Genomic DNA, 23,276 nt, shown 5'->3' with positions numbered 1-23,276 from the left:
TGGTCGAGTCCAAACTCATGGATTTTTTATTAGACAAACGGGCCCAACATTAGATCTGACATGAACACTAAACTCCTCAAGGAATTTCGCGCCAATTACATACTTCGCTCTTGAATTGAATCCGGATTTGTAAGACCGGTATCTGACGGACCTAGACTCAGATCCGATAGTTAGATCAGCTGACTCATTAGAATATGTTGCAAAAGAAATTCGCCCATCTGAATTCATGATCAGCGTAACACGAGATGCCGGATTGGCACCATCTTTTATTCCAGTTAAATAATCCCGTCCACCAGTATCCAGAAGCGCGTATTCCAAGTTGCCATTAATTTTCAGGCCAATGTATAGTGCAGAAATTCCGCTTTCTGCTCCGCTGCCCAGGTAGTCCATCTTAAACGGCACGCAAGTTCCCTCATCCAAGCGATCTCCCCATTCAACCCCTTCAGCCCCTAATGTTACGGGGGGATTATCAAACAAGAGGTTCGCCCCGATCACGCTCGTAGAAGAAACCAAAAATACAGGGTCTTCTTTTCTTTTTCCAGAAAAATTGATTTCTTTAATCTTTACCACCTCAAGAGAATAGCGACCAACGACAGAGGAAATTTCTGTTGGTGGTAGCTCGCGGTGCTCGATATCCTTTAGAATTTTTGCTTTTATCGAAGAATAGACCGCTCCCGTGTCGACAAGTGCGCGATCAGAAACATTCCCATGAAATGATATTGGAGCCCAGTATCGACCCCGGTAGGATTGGAATTCTTCGCCCTTGACCTGCACCCCGGAATCCTCCGCAACATCTCGCTCACGCACTAAAAATAGCGCAATCAATGAAAGCGTGAAGACTAAAAGAAATACCCGCTTCATTTGTGTTTATTAATAAATTAAAATCGTTGCCGCCATTACGGCGGCAACGACCCTAAAAGTTAAGAAGCAGCACCGGTAGCAATAGAAACCACAGCCACCACGACCGCTGCTGCTGCTGCGACAATCGCACCAACTACAGCCCAGTCAGATTTTTGAACTTCTTGGTTCGTTGTGCAAGTGTAGCTTTGAAGCTTGCCATTTGCATCGTACGTTGCGCTTGTCATCGTCGTTCCCGAAGGGCACGAGGGTGAGTTGCCGTTGCCGCCAGATACAAATGAGATTTCATATGCGCTCATCTCTCTCATAGCACTTTAACTCCATTGATTAAGGCGCATCCCCTGCACCATGGGGCCGGGAACATACCCGGCGATCTCGTTGCTCCGGCGAAGGTCAGCCATGGCCCACCTCCCCCTTAAGCGAATACAACAGCTCGATCGGTCGGTCTCAAGCGATCAGGTCTGATCCTCGGTTGATCACTTGAAATCCCCCGCCGCAAACACACTCAAATTTCCCTGCTTAAAGTGCTTGCGAATCGCCTCATTTACTTGAGCCACGGTCAGCGCCCGGTACGCCGTATCACGGTCGATTTCGAACTGCATGTGGCGGCCATATTCCAGGTGTTCCGCCAGGACACCGGCCACGGCGCCGTCCTGCGCCCGCGACTGTTCGCGTGCCACCAGCTTGGCCTGCACGGCATCGCGGAGTTCCTGCTCGGTGATGCCGTCCTTCACGAGGCGCGCGAGTTCTTCGCGCACGGCGGTTTCAACTTTGGCCATGTTCTGCGGCGCAGCGATCGCCTGGATGGTCAGGTAGCCGTCGTCGTCGCGGCCCTGACGGCTTTCGTCCGCGCGCAGCGCGGCGGTCACGCCGTAGCTCAGCCCTTCCTTCTGGCGAATGCGGTCGGCCAGCCGCGCCTTCAGCGGATCACCGCCCAGGATGCTGGTGGCGATGCTCAGGGCCGGGAAATCCGGATCGACCAGGTTCAGGGACAGGTTCTGGCGGGCGACCAGGACGGCATTCGGCTTGTCCGGGGTGGTGAAGCTCGCCCGCGTCGCCTTGGTATCGATGTAGTGCGTGGACATCGGTGCATAGGCGGTTGGTGCCTTCCAGCCGGCGAACAGCTGTTCCAACTGCGCTTTGACAGCAACGGGGTCGAAGTCGCCGACCACGGCGATTTCGCCCTGCGCCGTGCCGTAGAAGTCGCGGTGGTAGGCCTGCACGTCTTCCAGCTTCAGCGCCTTCAGCTTGGCCAGCGATTCGTCGAATCCGTCCACGTGCAGCGGATGGCCGGCAGGCCAGGGATCGAAATGTTGCGCGAGCGCCATGGCGGCCAGCGGGCCGGGCTCCTTGCGCTGGTACTCGACGCCGGTGGCCGCCTGCAGGCGCAGCTGTTCGAACTGGTTCGCCGGAAACGCGGGGTTGCGCAGCACGTCGGCGGCGAGCGCCAGCGCATCGGCCAGCGTCCCGCGCTTGCCGAGCAGCGCGATCTGGGCCCCCTGCAGGCTGCCGCCGATCTGTGCCTGGGTATTGAGTGCGTCGAACTTGGCCGCGATCTGCTCGCGGGTCATGCTCTTGCTGCCCAGCATCAGCATCGGCCCGACCAGCGCGCCGGCATCCGTGCGGCCGGTGATCGCCCTTTCGTTGCCGAATTCGAAATTGGCGTTCACCACCACGGTTTCGCCGCGGGTTTTCTTGGGCAGCAGCGAGACCTTCAAGCCATCACCGAGGGTGAAGGTCTGGGTGCGGGCGGCGATGTTCTGCGGCGTCGCCTCGAACGCTTCGCCGGCAGCCACCGCCGCCTTGCCGACATAGCCCTCCACCAGACTGGCGATTGCCGGCGCGGCGGGAATCTCGGTGCGGTCGGGCTTGTCGGTCGGCACGAACCGGCCCAGGGTGCGGTTGCCGGATTTCAGGTAGGTCGCCGCGACCCGGTTGACGTCGGCCGCGGTGACCTTGGCGATGGCATCGCGCTGCACGAACAGCAGCCGCCAGTCGCTGGCCGCCTGCGATTCGGACAAGGCCATGCCCACCGCATTGGCGTCGGCCAGCAGTTTTTCGTAGTTGTTGGCGATGCGCTGCTTGGCGGCAGCCACTTCCTGCTCGGTCACGGGATGCGCAGCCACGTCTTCGGTCTGCTTCAGCAGATCCGTTTCCACTTTCGCCGCATCGCCGGTCTTCGGCAGCGCCACGATGGCGGTGAACAGACCGGGGTCGCGCTGGCTGTCGCCGCTGGCAACTGCGAATGCGGCCAGCTTGGTTTCGACAAGCGCCTTGTGCAGCCGCCCGTTCGGCGTATTGCCGAGCACGTCGGCCAGCACCGCCAGCGGAGCGCTGTCGGCCTGCGCAAGCGCGGGAACGTGGTAGCTGGCAGCGACCAAGGCGATATCGCCGGTGCGGCGCACGGTGACCTCGCGCTCGCCGTCCTGGGCGGGTTCGATGGTGTGCCTCGCCGGCAACGCGCGGGCCGGTTTCTTCAGCGGCCCGTAGTGCGTGGCGATGCGCGCCAACGTCTTGCCGGGGTCGATACGGCCGGCGACGATCAGGAGTGCATTGTCCGGCTGGTACCAGATCTTGTAGAACGCCTGCAGGTTCGCGATCGGCACGCCTTCCACATCGGAACGGGCACCGATCGGCAGGTTCGCGTAGTTGTGCCAGTCGTAGGCGACGGCGCGTACGCGCTTCATCAGCACGCCGCCGGGATTGTTGTCGCCAGCTTCCATCTCGTTGCGAACCACGGTCATTTCGCTGTCGAGGTCGCTCTTGGCGACCTTCGAATTGACCATGCGGTCGGCCTCCAGGCCGAGCAGCCAGTCCAGGGTGTCGTCGTTGGCCGGGAACGAGGCGAAATAGTTGGTGCGGTCGAACGAGGTGCTGGCGTTCTTGGCGACGCCGCGCTGCTTCATCTCGCCGGGAATATCCGAATGCTTGGGCGTGCCCTTGAACAGCATGTGCTCCAGCAGATGAGCCATGCCGGTTTCGCCGTAGTTCTCGTCCGTCGAACCGACCCCGTACACCACGTTGACGGTGACGGTGGGCTTGCTGGCATCCGGGAACAGCAGCACGCGCAGTCCGTTCGGCAGGCGGTATTCGCAGAGCCCTTCGACGCAGGGGCCGGCGACGACGCTCTTGGGCAATGCCGTTGGCGTCTCGGCCAGTGCCACGGTGGACAGTGCCAGGGAGAGGGAAAGAGCGAGCGCGCGGGTGCGCAGGTGTCGATTGAACATGGAGCTTCCTTGGGTGAATGCGCCCCGAAAGGCACTGATGATTTCCTTGCAAGACCTGCGGCGATCCACAGCCGGGTTGTTTCTATTTCTCAGCTGTTGCCGAGCTTCCCCTTGAGCGAATACAGCGGCTCGAACACCCACTCGATCAGCCGGCGCTTCTCGCCCAGCACATCGGCTTCCAGCAGCATTCCCGGCTTCAACAACTCGGCCTTGCCGTAGGCGGTGACGGTCTGCCGCGCCAATGCCACGGTGATGCGGTAGAACGGTTCGCCTTGCTGTGCATTGCCGATCAGCGCACCCAGTTCGCCGGGGCTCAAGGCACTGCGACTGATCCGCGCCACGCGCCCCTGCTGGTGGCCGAACTTCTGGTACGGATAGGCCTGATAGCGCAGCAGCACCCTGTCGCCCGGCTCGATGAAACCGATCGCGCGACTGGGCACCAGCAGCTCCGCTTCCAGCGTGCCGTCGCCCGGCAGCAGGCTCATCAAGGCTTGCCCGGCCTGCACGGACTGCCCCGGTTTCACCAGCTGGGTGGCGATGACGCCGGTTACCGGCGCACTGACCGCCAGCGCGCCCTGCGCCTGGGTCTGCACGCGCTCGGTTTCCAGTTGCGCGATGTCGCGCTGCAGCGCGGCCTGCATGGCCCGCTCCTGGCCCGGGAGTTCGCGCAGGGCCTGCTCCAGCTGGGCGATGCCGCGACGGGCGGCAATGGCCTGCCGTTGCAGGGTCTGCACCTGCCCGGCGTACTCCAGCGCGGTGGATTCCTGCTGCTTGATCTGCAACAGGCTGACGTAGCGGTTGTCTTCCAGCTGCTTCAGCCGGGCCAGGGTTTCCCGGGCGATGCGGGCCTGCTCGTCCCGGGTGGCGACTTCGGCCTCGATCTGCGCCAATTCGCGCAGCGCGCTCGCCAATTGCGCGCGCAGGCCCTCCGCCTGCGCCTGCAGTTGCGATTGCTGGGCCGCCCGCAGCGACAGCAATCCGTCACGGCGCTCGTTGATTCGTGCTGCCAGCAAGGTCTGGGTATCGCCACCCTCCGGGGTGGCACGCGGCACCGCGACGACCGCCAGCCGCTGGCCGGCGTGCAGGCGGTCGCCTTCGGCGGTGTCCAATCTGGCGATGACTCCGCTGGCCGGTGAAACGACCGTGGCCAATCCCTTGCCGGGCACCAGTTGCCCGATCACCGTGGAGCGGCGGGTGTAGGTGCCGAGCGTCAGAAACAGACCGATGGCCAGCGCCGCCAGCATCGCAAACCCCGTCAGCACCCACAGGGGCAACGGCTGGGCCAGCGAAATACTTCCCAACCAGCTGCCGCGCTTGGCTTCCAGCGCTTCCTTGCGAAACAGCGGTTGCGACACTGCGCAAATCCATGACGATGGAGACGGGGATCACATTCCCAATTGCCCGCTACCGGGCGCAAGCGTATGGAAATGCCAGGATCGCTGACATCGAAAATGAATGCATTGATCTGCCGCGCTTTGCGCGGCAATGTCAGGGGTGCTGACAATATTCGGCGGCATGCTCGTCGATTCCCGGTCGATTTGACGGGGATGCACGCCGCCATGCCATCCTTCACCCGCTTGAACACGGAGATTGGAACGGAATGGATTCCCTCGGTATACGCATCCGCGTGGCGCGACGGCGCAAGAACATGACGCAGGCAGACCTTGCGGCGGCCCTGGGTGTCAGCCGCAGTGCGGTGGGAAACTGGGAAGGCTGCGCAAAAACGGTGCCGGAATGCGTCCATTTGTTGGGTATCGCCGCTGCCACCGGTGTGTCCTGCGACTGGCTGATCAGCGGAAACGGCGAGCCTTGCAGCGCGATGTGCGGCGCCGCCCGCGACCCCTCCGTGGCGCGGAACTGCACCGAGCAGCAGGTGCTGCTGGCTTTTCGCCACGGCCCACCGCGCACTCGCAGCGCGATACTGAAATTGCTGGATGTCCGCGTGGTTGCCCCCGCCGAATAGGCGCAGCATTTCCACTCGACGTTGGATGACGCCGGAGCCTTCTACCGAAGGGGGGGCTCCTTACCGCAAGCTCAATACCCCGCCGCGTCCAGCGCCTTTTCCGCCTCGCGCCGGCCAATGTCGATCAGCTCGGCCGCGCGCCAGAATTCGTAGAACTGGCAGGCATCGCGGGGGATGCGGATCAGCAGATCCGGCGGCTCCAGCGCCAGCTGCACGCGGGCGATGCGCTCCTGCATGGTGTCCAGCGCACGCGACATCACTTCCATCAGGCCGAAGCGGTGGGTGGGCGTGGCCGCTTCGTCGCCAAGCCGATCCATCCAGCGCCCCAGCAGGCCGACCGCGGGCGCGCCGGCCTCGGCATCCACCACGCGCACCGGTTCGTCCCTGCGCTGCGGGATGCTGCCGTGGATGTCCACTGCCACCACCCGGTGCGCGCCGGCCAGGCGGGTGGCGGTGATCGGCAGCGGCGCCAGCAGGCCGCCATCGACCAGCTCCATGCCGCCCATGTTCAGTGGGGTGAAGATGCCGGGAATGGCGAACGAGGCGCGCAACGCGTCCCACAGGTCGCCACGGCGCAGCCACACCTCGCGTTGACGCAGCAGGTCCACGGCCACCGCGGTGAAGTCGATCGGCAGGTCTTCGATGCGCGGCTCGCCCACCACCTCGCGCAGCGCGCGCACCAGCCGGGTGCCGGTGAACATGGCCGGACGCCCCAAGCCCGGGTCGAGCAGTCGCAACATTTCGCGGCGACTGGTGCGGGTCATCCAGTCGCGCAATTCGTCCAGCTTGCCGGCCGCGAACGCGCCGCCCACCAGTGCGCCGCAGGACGTGCCGGCCACCGCTTCGATGTCCAGGCCACGCGACTGCAGCACCTCGATCACGCCGATCTGCGCCAGGCCGCGCGCGCCGCCGCCGCCCAGCGCCAGCACGATCGAGCCCGGTTGCGACCCTTCGCGCGCGCTATGGGCCATCAGTCCTGCCCGTAGTTGGACATCGCCAGCTGCAGGTGCGCGCGCAGCTGTTCGCGCAGCGCCTTCGGTTCCACGATCTCGGCGTCGGCGCCGTAGTGCAGCACGTCCATCAGCAACTCGCGCGGCACCGAATACGGCAGCTTCAGTTCGTAGCGGCCGTCGGACAGGAAGCGGCCCTGCTGCTGCGAATGCCAGTGTTCATCGGCCACCCAGCGCGCGGCCTTGGCGGAAAAGCGGATGGTGGCCCAGCCCTTGGGCGCGCCGGAGAAGATGCCGTAGCTGCCGGCGAGGTGGGCGTTGAGCTCGTCCTCGGCCACGTCGCGCGCAGTGCCGTCGGCCAGCCGGGCGCCGGCGATGCGGTCGATGGAGAAGCTGCGCAGGCCCTCGCGGTCCTCGTCCCAGGCATCCAGATACCAGTTGTCGCGGTAGTGGGTCAGTCGCTGCGGGCTCACGCTGCGACGGGTCTTCTCGTCGGTGGACCGGGCCCGGTAGTCGAACGCCAGCCGGCGCCGCTCCAGCACGCTTGAGGCAACGATGCGGAAGGCGTGCTCGTCCATGCGGCGGATGCGGTGCGGGATCACCCGCACCCGCTCCAGTGGCCAGCGCTTGCCGCCGGAATGCGCGTCCAGCAGCTTTTCCACCCGCTGCTGCAGCGGCGCCAGCGCCGCCGACAGCATGCCGCCGCTGCTGCGCGCCAGCAGCTGCTGCGCGGCCAGCAGGGCATGTAGCTCTTCGGAGTTCAGCCACAGCCCGGGCAGCTCGAAGCGATCGGCCTCGGCCTTGTCATAGTGGAAGCCGGCCTCGCCGTCGCCGATCACCGGCGCCATCAGCGCATCGCGCAGGAAAGCGATGTCGCGATAGACGGTGGCGCGCGAGCAGCCCAGCTCGTCCTGCAGGTGCGCCACCGTGACAGGGCGGCGCGCGGCCTGCAGGCTGCGGTGCAGGGCGATGATGCGTTCATAGCGGTCCATGCGCGGATTATGCGACAGCCGTTCTCGGTGGGTACCTGCGGCCGTGGGTAGAATGCGGGCGAGCCCCTAAACAAGACGACCATGCTGCCGCTGCTGTGGCTGGCGTTCTCCGCGCCGCCGACTGCCCTCCATCCGCCGCTGTTGCCGGTCCTGCCGCCGGAGGTGGCGCAGCGCCTGGTCGCGCCGCCGCGCTGCCTGAAGGCGCAGTGCGTGAATGGCGAATGGTCGGTGGATGCGATGGCGGCGATTCCCTCCGGGCAACGCCGGGTGGATGCCGACGACCTGCCAGGCGGCGGTGGCCGCCTGCACCTTCCGAACGAACGCCGCGACTGGGTCAAGGCACAGGGCAGCAACGCGCGTGTCGGCATGCAGTACGGACTGCAGGCGGTGAAGAAGCCGGGCACCAGCGTGCGCGTGTCGGTGGACACCGGCTACCGCCTGCAGGGCTACGCCGACGACGGCACCGCCGGTACCGGGCCGATCCTGCGCGGGCAGGTCGAATGGAACCAGGCGCTGGGCAAGCGCGCGCGGCTGTCGCAGGTCACCCGAGTGGAAACCGGCCAGCACGGCGCCTACCTGCGCAACAGCCTGCTGCTGAACGTGCAGCTGCAGCCCACCCTGATCCTGAGCTCCGGCGTGGAAATGCGCCGCGACAGCGACCTGGCCGGCCGCAACCAGACCGACGCGACGCTGAAGCTGAAATACGCGTTCTAAGCGCGTAAGCCCGCGCTCCGGCGTCATGCGGCGGCAGGCTCAGCCGTCGATCAGCGCGCGCGCGCCCTGCGCCAGCAGCGCCTGCGCCACTTCGATGCCCAGCGCCTCCGACGCATCCGCCGGGCCTTCGGCCTGGGCGCGGACGCAGCGGCCGTCTGCGGTCGCGCCGACCAGTCCCTGCAGCAGCAGGCATTCGCCCTGCAGCGTGGCCAGCCCCGCCACGGGGACGTGGCAGCTGCCGTCCAGCGCGCGGTTCATGGCCCGCTCCGCCGCCACGCAGGTGCGGGTGGCGGCATCGTCCAGCGCCGCGCACAGCGCCGCGATGCGCGGGTCGTCATCGCGGGTTTCGATGGCGATGGCGCCCTGCGCCGGCGCCGGCAGCCAGCCCGGCGCGTCCAGCCGGGCGCGGATGCGGGCGTCGAAACCCAGCCGCTGCAGGCCGGCGCAGGCCAGCACGATGGCGTCGTAATCGCCGGCGTCGAGCTTGGCCAGCCGCGTGTTGACGTTGCCGCGCAGGTCGCGCAGCTGCAGGTCCGGACGCAGCGCGCGCAGCTGCGCCTGCCGGCGCAGTGACGAGGTGCCCACGCGCGCGCCCTGCGGCAGCGCGTCGAGGCCGTCGAAATGATTGCTGACGAAGGCGTCGGCATGGTCGGCGCGCGGCAGGATGGCCGCCAGCGCGAAGCCGGGCTCCAGCGTCATCGGCACGTCCTTGAGCGAATGCACCGCGCAGTCGGCTTCGCCGCGCTGCATCGCCAGCTCCAGCTCCTTCAGGAACAGGCCCTTGCCGCCGATCGCCGCCAGCGAGCGGTCGAGGATCTCGTCGCCGCGGGTGGACAACGGCACCAGTTCGACGGTCAGGTCGGGATGGGCGGCGCGCAGGCGCTCGGCGACGTGTTCGGTCTGCCACAGGGCGAGCGGGCTCTTGCGGGTGGCGATGCGCAGCGTAGTCATCTGCGCATTATCGCCGCTGCCCGGCGCGCGTGCCCGCCGCGTCCACAACGCGCCTACTCGGCCGACGGCGGCTCCAGCACCACCGCCGCTTCGCCCGGCAGGGTTTCCACGTCGCGCAGGCTGCGCTCGATGGCGCGGGTGCGCACGCCGGTGTGCTCGATCTGCTTGCTGGCCTGGTCGAGCTTGTTCTTGACGTTGTCGAGCACGTCGCCGAACTTGCCGAATTCGGTCTTGGCCTTCTCGAGGATGCGCCAGACCTCGGCCGAGCGCTTTTCGATGGCGACGGTGCGGAAGCCGATCTGCAGGCTGGTCAGCAGCGCCAGCAGGGTGGTCGGTCCTGCGATCGTGATGCGCTGCTCGCGCTGCAGGGCCTCGAACAGCCCCGGGCGGCGCAGCACTTCCGCATACAGGCCTTCGGTGGGCAGGAACAGCACCGCGAATTCGGTGGTGTGCGGCGCGGCCACGTATTTGCCGCGGATGCGCTTGGCCTCCTCGCGCACGCGCCGTTCCAGCGCATCGCCGGCCAGCCGCGCGGCGTCGACATCGGCGCGTTCCTGCGCGTCCAGCAGGCGTTCGTAATCCTCTCGCGGGAACTTGGCGTCGATCGGCAGCCACACCACGGCGTCGGCGCCCGAACCCGGGAAGCGCACCGCGAACTCCACCCGCTCGCTGCTGCCGGGGATGGTGGCGACGTTGGCGGCGTACTGGTCGGGCGCGAACACCTGCTCCAGCAGGCCGGCCAGCTGCACTTCGCCGAAGATGCCGCGCGACTTCACATTGGTCAGCACCCGCTGCAGCCCGCCCACGTCGGCGGCCAGCTTGCTCATGTCGCCCAGGCCCTGGTGGACCTGCGCCAGCATGCGGGTGACGTTGCCGAAGCTCTCGGTCAGGCGCGTCTCCAGTGTCGCGTGCAGCTTCTCGTCGACGGTGGCGCGCATCGCCTCCAGCTTGGCCGCGTTGTCGGCCTGCAGCGACTGCAGCTGCTGCTCCAGGGTGGCACGCAGTTCGCCCAGCCGCAGCTGGTTGCGCTCACCCATCTCGCGCAGCTGCTGGCCTTGCGCCTCGGCATGCCGCTGCTGGCTGGTGGCCGCTTCCAGCCGCGCCTTGCGCGCATCCTCGCTCAGCGCCGCGCGCAGCTCATCCAGCCGCTTGTCGATGCTTTGGGTGAGATCGTCCAGGCGCTGGTCGGTGCGCGCGGCCACCGCCTGCAGCTGGCTGCCGAAGCCGTCGATGCGCTGGCCCTGCTGCAGGGCGAAGCTGTCCAGCTGGCCGCGCAGTTCGTCGCGCCCACCGCGCTGTTCGTCTCGCAGCAGCGCGGCGATGCGGTCTTCCGGCCGGCGCAGCAACAGCAGCGCGATGAGGCCGAGCACGGCGAGCAGCAGCAGCGACAGCAGGAGCGTGGTGGTATCCATGCCGCCAGTGTAGCGGCGGGCGTCGCAGCGCCTGCGACCGAGGTCAGCCGACGCTGACCCCGAACGCCCAGCCGATCAGCGCGGTGGCGGCCTGCGCCAGGCTGCCCCACAGCAGCACCCGCCATGCGCCCTTGATGCCGCCGCCGCCGGCCACCCGTTCGGCCACGTAGCCCAGCACCGCCAGCAGCACGGTGGTGCTGGCGACGATGGCGAGGGTCAGGCTCTGGCTGCTCCACAGCCACGCCAGCAGCACTGGCGGCAGCGCCCCCACGGTGAACGAGGCCGCCGAGACCAGCGCCGCCTGCACCGGCCGCGCGCGCTGCAGGTCGTGGATGCCGACCTCGTCGCGCAGGTGCGCGGCCAGGTCGTCGTGGGCGGTCAGCTGCTCGGCCACCTGCCGCGCCAGCTCCGGTTCCAGTCCACGGTGCACGTAGATCTGGGTGAGTTCGCGCAGCTCCGCTTCCGGATGCAGGTCCAGCGCAGCGCGCTCGATGCGGATGTCGGCATGCTCGGCATCGGCCTGCGAGCTGACCGAGACATATTCGCCAGCCGCCATCGACAACGCACCGGCGGCCAGGCCGGCGATGCCGGTCAGCAGGATGGTGGCCGGCTCCGCCTGCGCGGTGGCCATGCCCAGCACCAGGCTGCTGGTGGAAATCAGGCCATCGTTGGCGCCGAGTACCGAAGCGCGCAGCCAGCCGCTGTGCTGGCTGCGGTGCGGCTCGTGGTAATGGTGGGTTTCGATCTGCATGGACGCGGGCCTGGCAGGGGCTTGGGTGCGCGCATTATAGGCGCGCCCGCTACTCGTCATGCCAGAGGTCGTGCGCGTCCACCAGCACCCGCAGCCGCGCCCGCTCGGCATCGGCACGGGCATCGGCCTCGGCGGCGGCGATCTGGGTATGCTGGCGCTGCACCAGCAGCCATTCGGCCACCGCCACTTCGCCCAGTTCCCAGCCGCGCTTGACCCGCTTCAGCGCCGCCTCGCTGGCGTCGAGTGCATTGCGCTGGGCCTGCCACTGCGCCGCCAGCGTGGCGGCCGCGGTCACCGTCACCACCGCTTCGCGGCTGATGTCGCGGCGCATGCTGGCGACGTCGCCGTGCACGGCGGCGGCCTGGGCGGACTCCGCCTGCGCATTGGCCGCACGGTAGCGACCGCCCAGCGGAATGCTCAGGACCAGGCCGTTGACCTGCTCGGCGCCGCCGCGCTCGTCCAGGCGGCGAAACCCAAGGACGGGGTCGGCGATGCGTTCGGCGCGGACACGCGCGGCACGCGCGTCGGCCTGGTCGGCATCGGCCGCCAGCGCGCCGATCTCGTGGCTGCGCGCGATGATCCGGTCGATCCACGCCTGCGGCGTCTCCGGCAGCGCCAGCGGCGGATCCACCGCCGGCGCACCCGCCGGGATCGGCAGGCCCGGGAAATCGCTGTGCATGGCCTCGCGGGTCGAATGCAGCGCCGCCTGTGCGGCCAGCAGGCGCGCGTGCGCCTGGGCGCGCTCGACGTCGATCAGGTCCAGGTCCTTGCGCGAGGATTCACCCAGGTCCACCCGCCGCGCCAACCCGCTGCGCTCCCGCTCCAGCAGCGCGGAGGTCGCCTCCGCGGTGCGCAGGTGCTCCGCCGCACGCAGCCAGTCCATCCAGTCGTCCAGCATGCGCCGCGCGCCCTGATGGCGGGCATCGTCCAGCCGCAGTTCCGCGGCCACCACCCCGGCATCGCCGATGCGGCGGTCCAACGCAGCCTTGCCGGGCAGCCGGAAAGCGCGACTGAGGGTGAATTCGGACTCCGAAAAGCGCTGCCGGCCACCCAACTCGTCGGTGCTGCGCCGCTGCGCCACCGCATCCAGCTGGAATTCGTGCGGCCCGGCCGCGAGGGCGCCGGCGCGCGCACGCGCCGCCTCCACCCGCGCGCGCGCCGCGACCACATCCGGCTGGATGTCGATAGCCTCGTGCACCACGGCATGCGGGGGCAGCCACTGCTGCGCCTGCGCACTGAAGCTGCAGGCGCCCAACAGGATCACGAACAGTCGTTTCATCCCAGCCTCCCCATCGCCAGCACCGGCTCGATCCACCAGCGCACTTCCTGCGCGTCCACCTGCCCGCGCAGCGCCGCCAGCACGGTGTCCACCTGCGCCCGCGGCAGCAGCATCCACAGCACCCGCCGTTGCACCCGGCCGTGCACCTGCTCGGCGGCCGAGGCGGTGCTGAAGTCGCTGGAATGGCCTTCGGCATGCAGCAGGGTGAAGCCAGGCAGGCCGGCCCCGGCCACCAAGGCTTCGGTCAGCGCGGTTTCCAGCCGCGGCGGGAACACCAGGCTCAATCGCACCAGATCGTTCATGCGCGCTCCTTCGAGGGTTCGATGCCATAGCGCTGGTACAGGATCGGCAGCAACAGCAGGGTCAGCGCGGTGGAGGTCACCAGTCCGCCGATCACCACGATGGCGAGCGGGCGCTGGATCTCGGAACCCGGCCCGCTGGCCAGCAGCAGCGGCACCAGTCCCAGTGCGGTGATGCTGGCGGTCATCAGTACCGGTCGCACCCGCTGCAGCGCGCCGCGCCGCACCACCTCGGCGATCTCCAGCCCGGTGTCATGCAGCTGGTTGAAGCAAGTCACCAGCACCAGCCCGTTGAGGACGGCGATGCCGAGCAGGGCGATGAAGCCGACCGAGGCCGGCACCGACAGGTACTCGCCCGACAGCCACAGCGCCATCAGCCCGCCGACCAGCGCGAACGGGATGTTGCCGAGGATCAGCAGCGCCTGCCGCAGCGAGCCGAAGCTCAGGAACAGCACCACGAAGATCGCCGCCAGCGCGATCGGCACCACCAGGCCCAGCCTTGCGGCGGCGCGCTGCTGGTTCTCGAACTGGCCGCCCCATTCCATCCGGTAGCCGGGCGGCAGCTTGACCGCGGTGGCCAGCGCCGCCTTCGCTTCCTCGACGAAGCCGACCAGGTCGCGGCCGTCCACGTTCGACTGCACCAGCGCATAGCGCGACCCCTGTTCGCGGCCCACCTTGACCGGGCCGTTGCCGGCCTTGAGGGTGGCGATCGCGGACAGCGGGATGTCGCCGCCGCTGGGCAGGGCGACGCGCAGGGTGCGGAAGCGCTGCGCCGACATCCGCACCTCGTCGCCGCCGCGGACCAAGATCGGCGTGCGCCGTCCGGGTTCGATCACGATGCCGGCCGGCATGCCGTCGATCTGCGCGCGCAGCTCGTCCTGCACGTCGGCCACCGCCAGCCCGTTGCGGCCGGCCGCCACCGGGTCGACCACCACCTGCAGGTAGTCCACGCCCTCGGTGGTCTGGGTGAGGATGTCCTGCGCGCCGGGCACCTTCTCCAGCGCGACCGCGGTCTGGTGCGCCAGCGTGCCGAGGGTGGCAAGGTCGGGGCCGAAGATCTTGATGGCGAGGTCGCCGCGGCTGCCGGTGAGCATTTCCGAGACGCGCATCTCGATCGGCTGGGTGAAGCCGATGTCCATGCCGGGGAAGCCGTGCAGCACCTTGCGGATCTCCTCCGCCAGCCAGGCCTTGTCCGGGTTGCGCCACTGCGCCTTGGGCTTGAGCTTGAGGAACATGTCGGTTTCGTTCAGGCCCATCGGGTCCAGGCCCAGCTCGTCCGAACCCACCCGCGCTACCACGTGGTCGACTTCCGGCACCTTCGCCTTGATCGCACGCCCGACCGCCAGGTCCAGCTCGGCGGAACGCTGCAGCGAGATCGCCGGCGACTTGGCGATCTGCACCAAGATGTCGCCTTCGTCCATGGTCGGCATGAAGCTCTTGCCGACCCCGAGATAGGCCGCCACGCCCAGCACCAGCGCCACCAAGGCGGGCACCAACGCGCGCCTGGGCCGCGCCAGCACGGCGTCCAGCAGCGGCCGGTAGATGCGGTCCACCTGGCGCATCAGCCACGGCGTGTGTTCCACGTGCGAACGCAGCAGGAACGAGGCCAGCACCGGGATCAGGGTCAGCGACAGCAGCAGCGAGGCGCCCAGCGCAAACACGATCGTCAACGCCACCGGCCCGAACAGCTTGCCCTCCAGCCCTTCCAGGGTCAGCAGCGGCAGGAAGGTCAGGGCGATGATCAGCATGCCCGCGGCCACCGGCGTGGCCACCTCGCGGGTGGCGTCGAACACCCGGTGCAGGCGCGGCAGGTGCGCGCCGCGTGCGTCCGGCTGCAGGCGGGTCACGGTGTTCTCCACCACCACCACCGCCGCGTCCACCAGCATGCCGATGGCGATCGCCAGCCCACCCAGGCTCATCAGGTTGGCGCTCTGGCCGGTCAACCGCATCAGCAGGAAGGTGAACAGCGCCGCCAGCGGCAGCATCAGCGACACCACCAGCGCCGCGCGCAGTTCGCCCAGGAACAGCAGCAGCAGCACCACCACCAGCACGGTGGCTTCCAGCAGCGCGTTGCGCACGGTGGCCACCGCGCGCTCGATCAGTTCGCTGCGGTTGTAGAAGGGGACGATCTTCACGCCCGGCGGCAGGCTCGACGCCAGCGACTGCAGCCGCGCCTCCGCCGCATGCACCAGCCTGGAGGCATCCACGCCGCGCAGCGCGACCACGATCCCCTGCACCGCCTCGCCCTTGCCGTCGCGGGTCACCGCGCCGTAGCGGGTCATCGCCTCGGTGCGCACGCGCGCCACGTCGCGCACCCGCACCGGCGGCATGCCGGGCTTGAGCACCACGTTGCCGATGTCGTCGGCATCCGCCAGCGCGCCTTCCACGCGCACGATCAGCGCGTTCTCGCCGGCCTGCAGGCGGCCGGCGCCGTCGTTGCGGTTGTTGCGCTCCAGCGCCTGCACCAGGTCGTCCAGATGCAGGCCGTTGGCCAGCAGGCGGGCGCGGTCCGGCACCACCACGAAGGCGCGCGCGTGGCCGCCCAGCACGTTGACGTCGGCCACGCCGGGCACCGTGCGCAGGGCAGGACGGATGGTCCAGTCGAGCAGGGTGCGCTTTTCCTGCAGGTCCAGGCCGCCGCCCTCGATGGTGAACATCAGCACGTCCGACAGCGGCGTGGCGATCGGCGCCAGCCCGCCGCCGACCCCTGCCGGCAGCACGTCGATGACGTTGCCGTAGCGTTCCGCCACCTGCTGGCGCGCCCAGTAGATGTCGGTGCCTTCCTTGAAGTCCAGGGTGATGTCGGCGATCGCGTACTTCGCGGTCGAGCGCAGCATCACCGCGTCGGGCACGCCCAGCAGCTCCATCTCCAGCGGCGCCACCACCCGGCTTTCCACTTCCTCCGGGGTCATGCCCGGCGCCTTCAGGATCAGCTTGACCTGGGTAGGCGAAATGTCGGGGTACGCGTCGATGGGCAGCTGCAGGTAGGCGCGCAGGCCGAAGCCGGCCAGCACCAGCACCGCCAGCAGCACCATCAGGCGCTGGCGCAGGGAAAACGCGATCAGCCGTTGCAGCATGGGCCTACTCCGCCGCCGTCAGGGTCTTGAGCAGGTTGGCGCCGGCGCTCGCCACCGGCAGGCCGGCGCGCAGCCCTTCGCCGGTGACGATGGCGTGGCGCCCGTCGCCGCCCAGCAGGCGCACCGGCAGGCCGCGCCAGGTATCGCCTTCGAGCACGAACAGCAGGTGGCCGTCGCCATCCTGCAGCAGCGCGCCCACGGGCACCGCCACCGCGCCGGCGGGGGCCGGAAGCTGCAGGGTCACGTCCAGCTGCTGGCCCGGCAGCAACCCGCTGCCGGCAGCCAGCTGCGCGCGCACGCGCAGGCTCTGCGCGCCGGCATCGGCGTCGCCACCCACCGCCGCCACGCTGGCCGTGGCGCCGCCGGGCAGCGCCACCGGCTGGCCGACGCGCAGCTGCGTCGCCAGTTCCACCGGCACCGCGAATTCCAGGTCCAGGCGGTCGTCGCTGGAGAGGGTGAAGGCCGCGGCCAACGCTTCCAGCGCCTGTCCCGGCGCCACCTGCCGGTGCACCACGCGGCCGGCCTGCGGGGCCAGCAGTTCGAACTCGCCGGCCGCGCCGCCGCTGGGCCGCAGCTGCGCCAGCGACGCACCGGCCTGCTGCAGGCTGGCGCTGGCCACCTGTGCCCGCGCCCGGCTTTCCTGCGCGCGCGCGGCCGGGATCAGGCCTTCGCGCTGCAGCAGCGCGTCGCGCTGCGCCTGCTGCGCCGCCAGCCCGGATTCGGCGCGGGCCCTGGCGTAGTCGGCCTGCACCGCCACCAGCTCGCGACTCTGCACCCGCAGCATCGGTTGGCTGCGGCGCACGCTCTCGCCTTCGTCCACCAGCACCCGTGTCACCACCCCGGCGTACGGCATGGTCACCTGCGCGCTGGAGGCCAGCGGCACCGTGACCTCGGCTGGCAGGCCGGTGACCGGCACGCTGTCGGCAGCCACCGCCGGGGTGCGCTGGATGCCGAGGTTGGCGGTCTGCGCGGCGCTCAGGCGGATCCGGCCCTGGGCGTCGGCCTGCGGAGCGGCTTCCGTTGGCGCGGCGTCGTTGGAGGAGCCGCAGGCGGTGAGCGCCAGCAGCGCGGAGGTCAGCAGAAGAACGGCGGGAAGACGGCGCATGGCGATGACGGAGTCAGGCGGATGGCCGAAGTCTGAATACGCAAACTTTCGCCACGCTTAAGGAGCGCCGGAACGCCCACCGGCTGCCCGAACCGCTTCTACAGCGCCGGGATCGGCCCCAGCGCCGCCTGCAGCTCGCTGCCTTCGAGGGTGAACTGCAGCTGCAGGCCCAGCGCAGTGGCCATCGCCCGCGCCAGCGCCAGCCCCAGGCCAGCGTGGCGCGGGTCGGTGTCGCGGCCGCCGCGCCAGTGACGTTCGCCGAAGCGGACCAGGTCGGCTTCGGCCAGCCGGGAGGCACGGTTGCGCAGCTGCAGCCACCAGCCCTGCGGCGTCCGCGCCAGCGCCAGTTGCACCGGCACGTCGGGATCACCGTATTCCAGCGCGTTCTGCAGCAGGTTGCTGGCCACCCGCTCCAGCATCCCTGCATCGCAGACCACCCAGGCCTCCACCGGCAGCTGCAGGCGCAGCCGGTCGGCCGGCCAGCCGTCGCCGGCCAGCTGGCGCAGCAGGGCAGCCAGGTCCAGCGGATCGGCCTGCGGCGCTTCCTGCCCGGATTCGAAGCGGGCCAGCGCCAGCAACGCCTCGATGCCGCGCTGCATGCGCGTGTTGGTGTCGCGCACGCTGGCCAAGGCCTGGCGCAGCGCGGCGGGGTCATCATGGCGCTGCGCCAGTTCGGTCACCGCGGCGATTTCCGCCACCGGCGTACGCAGCTCGTGGGCGATGCTGCGGGAAAAACTCCGCTCGCGCCCAGCCATTTCCCACGACCGGCGCAGGGCTTCGTGGGCAGCTTCGATGAACGGCTGCAGTTCGCGCGGGCTGCTGGCCAGTAGGCCCGGTTCCGGCGGACCATCGTGCGGCAATCGCCGGGCCTCGCGCGCCATGTGCACGAAGGCCTGGCGCACCAACAGCAGGCATAGCAGCACCGCCAGCACGATGGCCGCCAACGTGCCGGCCAGCAGCACACCGTGCATGCGCCGCTCGGTGCGGTCCCAGCTCTCGCGCTCGGTGGCCATCACCAGCCGGCCACCGGCAAACCGACCCGCCGCCAGCGGCAGCACCCGGTAATGGCCGGCGTGGCCGTCCGGCAGCAGGATGTCGCCGCGCACGCTGGCCGGCAGGCGCAGTGCGCCGTCGCCGCTGTTCATCGAGGCCGCGCGCAGGCGGCCGCCAGCGTCGTAGATGGCGAAGAAATCGGTATGCCCGGCGATGTCCCAGGCCGGCAGGATGTGCGCGCGCGGGTCGTCGTCCACCTGCAGCTGCTGCGCCAGCGCGGACGCACGCGACTCCACGAACTGGTCGAGCTGGCGGTACATCGCGCGGTCCACCAATACGTCCAGCAGCAGGAACAGCCCGCCCAGCAACAGGCCGATCGCCAGCACCAGCTGCCACAGCAGGCGGGTGCGCAGCGACCATCCGCGCGGGCTATTCGATGACATAGCCGAAGCCGCGGCGGGTGTGGATGGGGTCGGGCGCGCCAGCCTTGGCCAGCTTGCCGCGCAGGGTACTCAGGATCACTTCCACCACCTTGTCGGAGGATTCACTGGCGCTGTCGTACAGGCGGTCGAAGATCGCCGGCCGCGACAGCACCTTGCCGCGCTCGCGCAGCAGCAGTTCCAGCAGCGCGTATTCCTTTGGCGACAGCTGCAGGTCCACGCCCTGCCAGCGCGCGCGGCGGGCGCCGGTGTCCACCTGCAGGCCCTCCAGCTCCAGCACGGTGTCGCCGCCGTCGCGCCCGCGCCGCGCCAGTGCACGCACCCGCGCCTGCAGTTCGTCCAGCGCAAAGGGTTTCACCAGGTAGTCGTCGGCGCCGGCATCCAGCGCGGCCACCCGGTCGGCGACGGTGTCGCGCGCCGACAGCATCAGCACCCGCGCGCGCGCGCCGGAACCACGCAGCGCCTTCAGCACCTGCAGGCCGTCGCGCCGCGGCAGCATCCAGTCCAGTACCAACAGGTCGTAGTCATGGCCGGCGAGGAAGGCGATGGCCTGCTCGCCGTCGGCGGCGTGGTCGCAGGCGTGGCCGTCCTGCTCCAGCGTAGCCTGCAGGCTGGCGGCCAGGGTCGGCGAATCCTCGACGATCAGCAGGCGCATCGCCGGCACATCCGGGGGAATTGGTGCATGGGGCTCCTTCGCATGCCGCCGGTCTTGCCGCGCATGCTAACGCCCCATCCCCATCCGGGTCAGCGCAACACCTGCTCCGCGTCGACCACTTCCACGCCCTGCGTCATGCCCAGCAGGGCATCGAACCACGGCTTGTGGGAGGCCCCGACCACCGCCAGCACGCGCGCACCCGGGCGTTCGCGGAAGGCCGCGACCAGATGGCCGAGCATGTGCAGGTTGCGCGCGTCCCAGCCGGCCACGTACTGGCGGCCGAAACGCTGCGGCGACGGATCGCGCAGGGCCTGGCCGAAGTCGGCCTCGACGGCGGGGCGCAGGTAGGCCGGCGCATTGATCGTGCGATAGGTGCCGAGCAGGTCGCCGCGCGCGCGCAGCCCGGCAATGTGTTCCTGCGCCTGCTTGGCGGTTTCGCTGGCGCCGGCCCACGCCTGCCGGATCGCCTTCTCGAACGCTGCCTCGTCGCGGATGTCGAGGTTGTCGCCGACGTGGTCGTCTACCGCATGCAGGCGCTGAAGGCCGAGGCGCGCGGCCAGCCGCGCCGCGACCTGGTAGTTCTCGTTGGGGTTGGCCTCGCGCTTGCGCAGGTCCTGCACCAGCGCCTCGTCGAGGCCGTCGCCGGTCCGGCGCTCGGCCTCCGGCAGCTGCCACCACTGCACCAGTGCCGATGCCGGTTCACCGACCGCCAGGAAGATCGATGCCAGCCGCCTGCGCTGCGCGGGCGTCGGCTGCGCCGGCCAGTCCCGCAGCGCCGCATCCATCGCGTCCAGCGCGGCCGGGCCGTCCAGCCCGGTGGCGGCACGGGCGGCCGCCACGTCCGGGCAGTAGTCCATGACCTGCCGGTAGATCGCGCGCCGGCGCAGCAGCTCGCAGGTTTCGCCGGACAGGGCCTCGATGGTGATGATCCCGGGCCGGTAGGCGGCCAGCCGCTGCAGCAGCGGTTCCAAGGTCGCGGGATCGAACGCGGCCGCCCCGCCCTGCGAAAGATGCACCGACCCCAGCACCAGCACCCGGGTCGGCGGGCCGGGCATCGCCGCATCCAGCGCCGACAGGTCCACTCGTTGCGCCGCCGCCGGCGCGCTGCCCGCGCCCGCCAATGCCAGCGCCAGCAGCGCCGCCACAATCCGTCCCGTCATCCGTCGCCCCGCGTGGTTGGAGATGCGGGGTGCGATGCGCGTAACGCCGCCGGGGTTGAAAGGGTCAGTCCAGCACCCGGCAGAACACCGCCTTCAGGTAGCGGGATTCCGGCACCTGCGCCAGCCACGGGTGGTCGGGGCCGGCGCCGGCCACCTTGAGTACCTGCACGGTGCGGCCGGCGTAGAACGCGGCGCGGCGCAGCATGTCGAGGAACTGGTCCTCGCTGACCAGGCCGGTGCAGCTGAAGGTGGCGAACAGGCCGCCCGGCTTGACCACGCCCAGCGCCAGCTTGTTCATGTCGAGGTACTTCTTCAGCGCGTTGATGACCTGCTCGCGGTCGCGGGTCATCTTGGCCGGGTCGAGGATGACCACGTCGAATTGTTCGCCCGCCGCCGCGGCATCGCGCAGCCACGGGAAGATGTCGGACTGCACGAACCGCGGCTTGACGTGGTTCAAATACGCGTTCTGCTTTGCGAGCTCGATCACCGCCGGGTCGATGTCGATGCCCACCACTTCGCTGGCACCGCGCGCCGCCGCATACACGGCGAAGCCGCCGGTGTTGCAGCACAGGTCGAGCACGCGCTTGCCTGCCACCTGCTGGCTCAGCCACTGGCGATTCTCGCGCTGGTCGGCGAAGAAGCCGGTCTTGTGCGCGTCGGCCGGGTCGGCGTGGAACTTGATGCCGTGTTCGGTGACGGTGGCCGGCTCGGTGCCCTGGGTGTCCTTGTAGTCGAAGCTTTCCTGCTTCTGCACGTGCTCGTCGGCGAAGCTGTGGAAGCGGCAGCCGGGGAAGTGCTCGCGCAGCGCATCGAAAATGATGCTGCGGTGGCGCCACGCGCCGGCGCTGAAGAACTCGACCACGATGAGGTCGTCGTAGCGGTCCACTACCAGCCCGCTGATGCCGTCGCCTTCGCTGTGGACCACGCGCCAGGCGTTGGAAATCTCGTCCAGCTTGAGGATTTCGCGGCGCAGCTGGATTGCCTCGCCGATCTTGCGCACGAACCAGTCGGCATCCACCGCCACGTCGGGGTCGCGCTCCAGCATGCGCAGGGCGATCCGCGAATGGCCGTTGTAGAAACCGCGGCCGATCCAGGTGCCGTCCACCCCGACCACATCCACGATGCTGCCGGGCTTGGGCCGCTGCGCGGGCTTTTCCACCAGCCGCTGGAAGATCCACGGGTGGGTGGAATTCCAGGCGTTCTTGAGCTGGACAACGGGCAGGGGTTCGGCCATGGCGGCGTTCACGTGGTTTTACCGGGGTCTGCTATTGTCGCCGAAGAAGGGGAGTAACTCCGCGTGCGGACGTCGTCATTACGGGAAGGTGTTCATTCGACACCAACCCCGGCGCCGCAGCTGGCCACCGGCCAGTGAGTGAGACCTTCGCCGATTGGCGAAGCGCGCTCCCTTCCATGCGTCCCTGCATGGACGCCTCCGTCGGTCGCAAGGCGCGGAGCTCTCAAATGGAAACGATCGGAACCCCTCTCCTCTGGCTGGTCTTCGGCGGCGTGGTGATTGCCGCGCTGCTGGCCGATCTGGTGCTGATGCGGCACGGCGGGCCGCACAAGGTCAGTTTCAAGGAAGCCGCCTGGTGGAGCATCGGCTGGGTGGCGCTGGCGCTGGCCTTCAACGGCTGGCTGTGGTGGTACACCGGGCAGCGCTTCGGCGCGCAGGCCGGAACCGACATCGGGATGGAATTCCTGACCGGCTACCTGGTCGAGAAGGCGCTGGCGGTCGACAACATCTTCGTGTTCCTGATGCTGTTCAACTATTTCGCGGTGCCGGAGATGCAGCGCCAGCGCGCGCTGGTGATCGGCATCATCGGCGCCATCGTGCTGCGCGCGATCCTGATCTTCGCCGGCGCGCTGCTGCTGTCGAAGTTCCACTGGGTGTTGTACGTGTTCGGCGCCTTCCTGCTGTTCACCGGCATCAAGATGTGGCGCGCCGCCGGCCAGGAGCCCGACCTGGAATCCAACCCGGTGCTGCGCTGGCTGACCGCGCACATCCCGTTCCTGCGCCGCTACCACGGCAGCGCGCTGTGGGTGGGCCGCGGCAGCCGCCGCAAGTTCACCCCGCTGTTCATCGTGATCATCATGCTGGGCATCACCGACGTGATCTTCGCGGTGGATTCGATCCCGGCGATCTTCGCCATCACCACCGACCCGTTCATCGTGCTGACTTCCAACGTGTTCGCGGTGCTGGGCCTGCGCGCGATGTTCTTCCTGCTGCAGGGCATGGCCGAACGCTTCCACCTGCTGCCTTACGGACTGGCGCTGGTGCTGGTGTTCATCGGCATGAAGATGCTGCTGATCGATGTGTACAAGATCCCGATCCTGCTGTCGCTTGGCGCAGTGGCTGTAATCATCGGCAGCACCGTTGCACTGAGTCTGGCGCGGCCGGCGAAACCGCACGCCTGATTGCATGCAACGGCGCGTTCGGGCGGCAGCCGGGC

The 23,276-nt window shown here is 68.7% G+C and carries 20 protein-coding genes; 3 read left to right on the top strand and 17 right to left on the bottom strand.

Translation table 11 applies throughout. The features are described from left to right. Nucleotides 1-15 precede the first annotated feature (15 nt). The 4 genes from G582_RS17815 to G582_RS0103035 all read right to left on the bottom strand — a co-directional run bounded on the left by G582_RS17815 (nt 16) and on the right by G582_RS0103035 (nt 5,440). Entirely contained in the window at nt 16-861 is an 846-nt protein-coding gene (locus G582_RS17815; protein ID WP_156880231.1) for a pepsin/retropepsin-like aspartic protease family protein, read from the bottom strand. A gap of 59 nt (nt 862-920) precedes the next feature. Continuing rightward, on the bottom strand, nt 921-1,157 hold the full coding sequence (locus G582_RS17810) for a hypothetical protein (RefSeq protein WP_156880229.1): 237 nt from the start codon (nt 1,155-1,157) through the stop codon (nt 921-923). Between the two features lie 177 nt (nt 1,158-1,334). Next, a complete protein-coding gene (locus tag G582_RS15225; RefSeq protein ID WP_038052617.1) occupies nt 1,335-4,085 on the bottom strand; it encodes a M16 family metallopeptidase in 2,751 nt (916 codons plus the stop codon). A gap of 89 nt (nt 4,086-4,174) precedes the next feature. After that, nucleotides 4,175-5,440, bottom strand: coding sequence for an HlyD family secretion protein (locus tag G582_RS0103035; protein WP_038052615.1), 1,266 nt, complete (start codon nt 5,438-5,440; stop codon nt 4,175-4,177). A gap of 245 nt (nt 5,441-5,685) precedes the next feature. Between G582_RS0103035 and G582_RS0103030 the strand changes: the two genes are divergently transcribed. Beyond that, a complete protein-coding gene (locus G582_RS0103030) occupies nt 5,686-6,048 on the top strand; it encodes a helix-turn-helix domain-containing protein (protein WP_028838575.1) in 363 nt (120 codons plus the stop codon). A gap of 71 nt (nt 6,049-6,119) precedes the next feature. Here G582_RS0103030 and G582_RS15220 read toward each other — a convergent pair whose 3' ends face one another. Together G582_RS15220 and G582_RS0103020 are read right to left on the bottom strand one after the other, a co-directional pair. Beyond that, a complete protein-coding gene (locus G582_RS15220) occupies nt 6,120-7,019 on the bottom strand; it encodes a patatin-like phospholipase family protein (RefSeq protein WP_038052612.1) in 900 nt (299 codons plus the stop codon). Next, nucleotides 7,019-7,990: a helix-turn-helix transcriptional regulator gene (locus G582_RS0103020; RefSeq protein ID WP_028838574.1), complete on the bottom strand. Its 972-nt coding sequence runs from the start codon at nt 7,988-7,990 to the stop codon at nt 7,019-7,021. The genes G582_RS15220 and G582_RS0103020 overlap by 1 nt, the downstream gene beginning before the upstream one ends. An 81-nt stretch (nt 7,991-8,071) precedes the next feature. Between G582_RS0103020 and G582_RS0103015 the strand changes: the two genes are divergently transcribed. After that, complete coding sequence (locus G582_RS0103015) at nt 8,072-8,704, top strand: DUF481 domain-containing protein (RefSeq protein WP_028838573.1); 633 nt, start codon at nt 8,072-8,074, stop codon at nt 8,702-8,704. Nucleotides 8,705-8,743: 39 nt separating this feature from the next. Here G582_RS0103015 and hemC read toward each other — a convergent pair whose 3' ends face one another. The 11 genes from hemC to G582_RS0102960 form a co-directional block, all read right to left on the bottom strand. Continuing rightward, nucleotides 8,744-9,655, bottom strand: a complete 912-nt coding sequence (gene hemC, locus G582_RS0103010; protein ID WP_028838572.1) for a hydroxymethylbilane synthase — start codon at nt 9,653-9,655, stop codon at nt 8,744-8,746. Between the two features lie 53 nt (nt 9,656-9,708). Then, nucleotides 9,709-11,067, bottom strand: coding sequence for a DNA recombination protein RmuC (locus tag G582_RS0103005; RefSeq protein WP_028838571.1), 1,359 nt, complete (start codon nt 11,065-11,067; stop codon nt 9,709-9,711). Between the two features lie 43 nt (nt 11,068-11,110). Further along, nucleotides 11,111-11,818 carry a VIT1/CCC1 transporter family protein gene (locus G582_RS0103000; RefSeq protein WP_028838570.1) on the bottom strand — a complete coding sequence of 236 codons (708 nt, stop codon included), beginning with the start codon at nt 11,816-11,818 and terminating at the stop codon, nt 11,111-11,113. Nucleotides 11,819-11,867: 49 nt separating this feature from the next. Then, nucleotides 11,868-13,097 carry a TolC family protein gene (locus tag G582_RS0102995; protein ID WP_038052611.1) on the bottom strand — a complete coding sequence of 410 codons (1,230 nt, stop codon included), beginning with the start codon at nt 13,095-13,097 and terminating at the stop codon, nt 11,868-11,870. Beyond that, nucleotides 13,094-13,399, bottom strand: coding sequence for a DUF3240 family protein (locus G582_RS0102990; protein ID WP_028838568.1), 306 nt, complete (start codon nt 13,397-13,399; stop codon nt 13,094-13,096). Before G582_RS0102990 ends, G582_RS0102995 begins: the two co-directional genes overlap by 4 nt. Next, nucleotides 13,396-16,473, bottom strand: a complete 3,078-nt coding sequence (locus G582_RS0102985) for an efflux RND transporter permease subunit (protein ID WP_028838567.1) — start codon at nt 16,471-16,473, stop codon at nt 13,396-13,398. Before G582_RS0102985 ends, G582_RS0102990 begins: the two co-directional genes overlap by 4 nt. A 4-nt stretch (nt 16,474-16,477) precedes the next feature. Continuing rightward, nucleotides 16,478-17,578 (bottom strand): efflux RND transporter periplasmic adaptor subunit, encoded by a 1,101-nt coding sequence (locus G582_RS15215; protein ID WP_051246554.1) that lies wholly within the window; start codon nt 17,576-17,578, stop codon nt 16,478-16,480. Between the two features lie 98 nt (nt 17,579-17,676). Beyond that, nucleotides 17,677-19,014 (bottom strand): sensor histidine kinase, encoded by a 1,338-nt coding sequence (locus tag G582_RS0102975; protein WP_028838566.1) that lies wholly within the window; start codon nt 19,012-19,014, stop codon nt 17,677-17,679. Beyond that, nucleotides 19,001-19,666: a response regulator transcription factor gene (locus G582_RS0102970; protein WP_028838565.1), complete on the bottom strand. Its 666-nt coding sequence runs from the start codon at nt 19,664-19,666 to the stop codon at nt 19,001-19,003. Before G582_RS0102970 ends, G582_RS0102975 begins: the two co-directional genes overlap by 14 nt. Nucleotides 19,667-19,755: 89 nt before the next feature. Beyond that, entirely contained in the window at nt 19,756-20,826 is a 1,071-nt protein-coding gene (locus G582_RS0102965) for a DUF5694 domain-containing protein (protein ID WP_028838564.1), read from the bottom strand. A 64-nt stretch (nt 20,827-20,890) separates the two neighbouring features. After that, nucleotides 20,891-22,060: a class I SAM-dependent rRNA methyltransferase gene (locus G582_RS0102960; protein WP_028838563.1), complete on the bottom strand. Its 1,170-nt coding sequence runs from the start codon at nt 22,058-22,060 to the stop codon at nt 20,891-20,893. A 227-nt stretch (nt 22,061-22,287) separates the two neighbouring features. Between G582_RS0102960 and G582_RS0102955 the strand changes: the two genes are divergently transcribed. Then, the gene (locus G582_RS0102955) at nt 22,288-23,241 is read left to right on the top strand and encodes a TerC family protein (RefSeq protein ID WP_028838562.1); all 954 of its coding nucleotides are present in this window, start codon (nt 22,288-22,290) and stop codon (nt 23,239-23,241) included. The last annotated feature ends 35 nt before the right edge of the window (nt 23,242-23,276 follow it).

It is taken from the genome of Thermomonas fusca DSM 15424 (assembly GCF_000423885.1).
In the GTDB taxonomy this organism is placed as follows: Bacteria; Pseudomonadota; Gammaproteobacteria; order Xanthomonadales; family Xanthomonadaceae; genus Thermomonas; species Thermomonas fusca.
The sequence above is the reverse complement of the archived record's forward strand: the minus strand, read 5'-3'. Positions and strand labels throughout refer to the sequence as shown.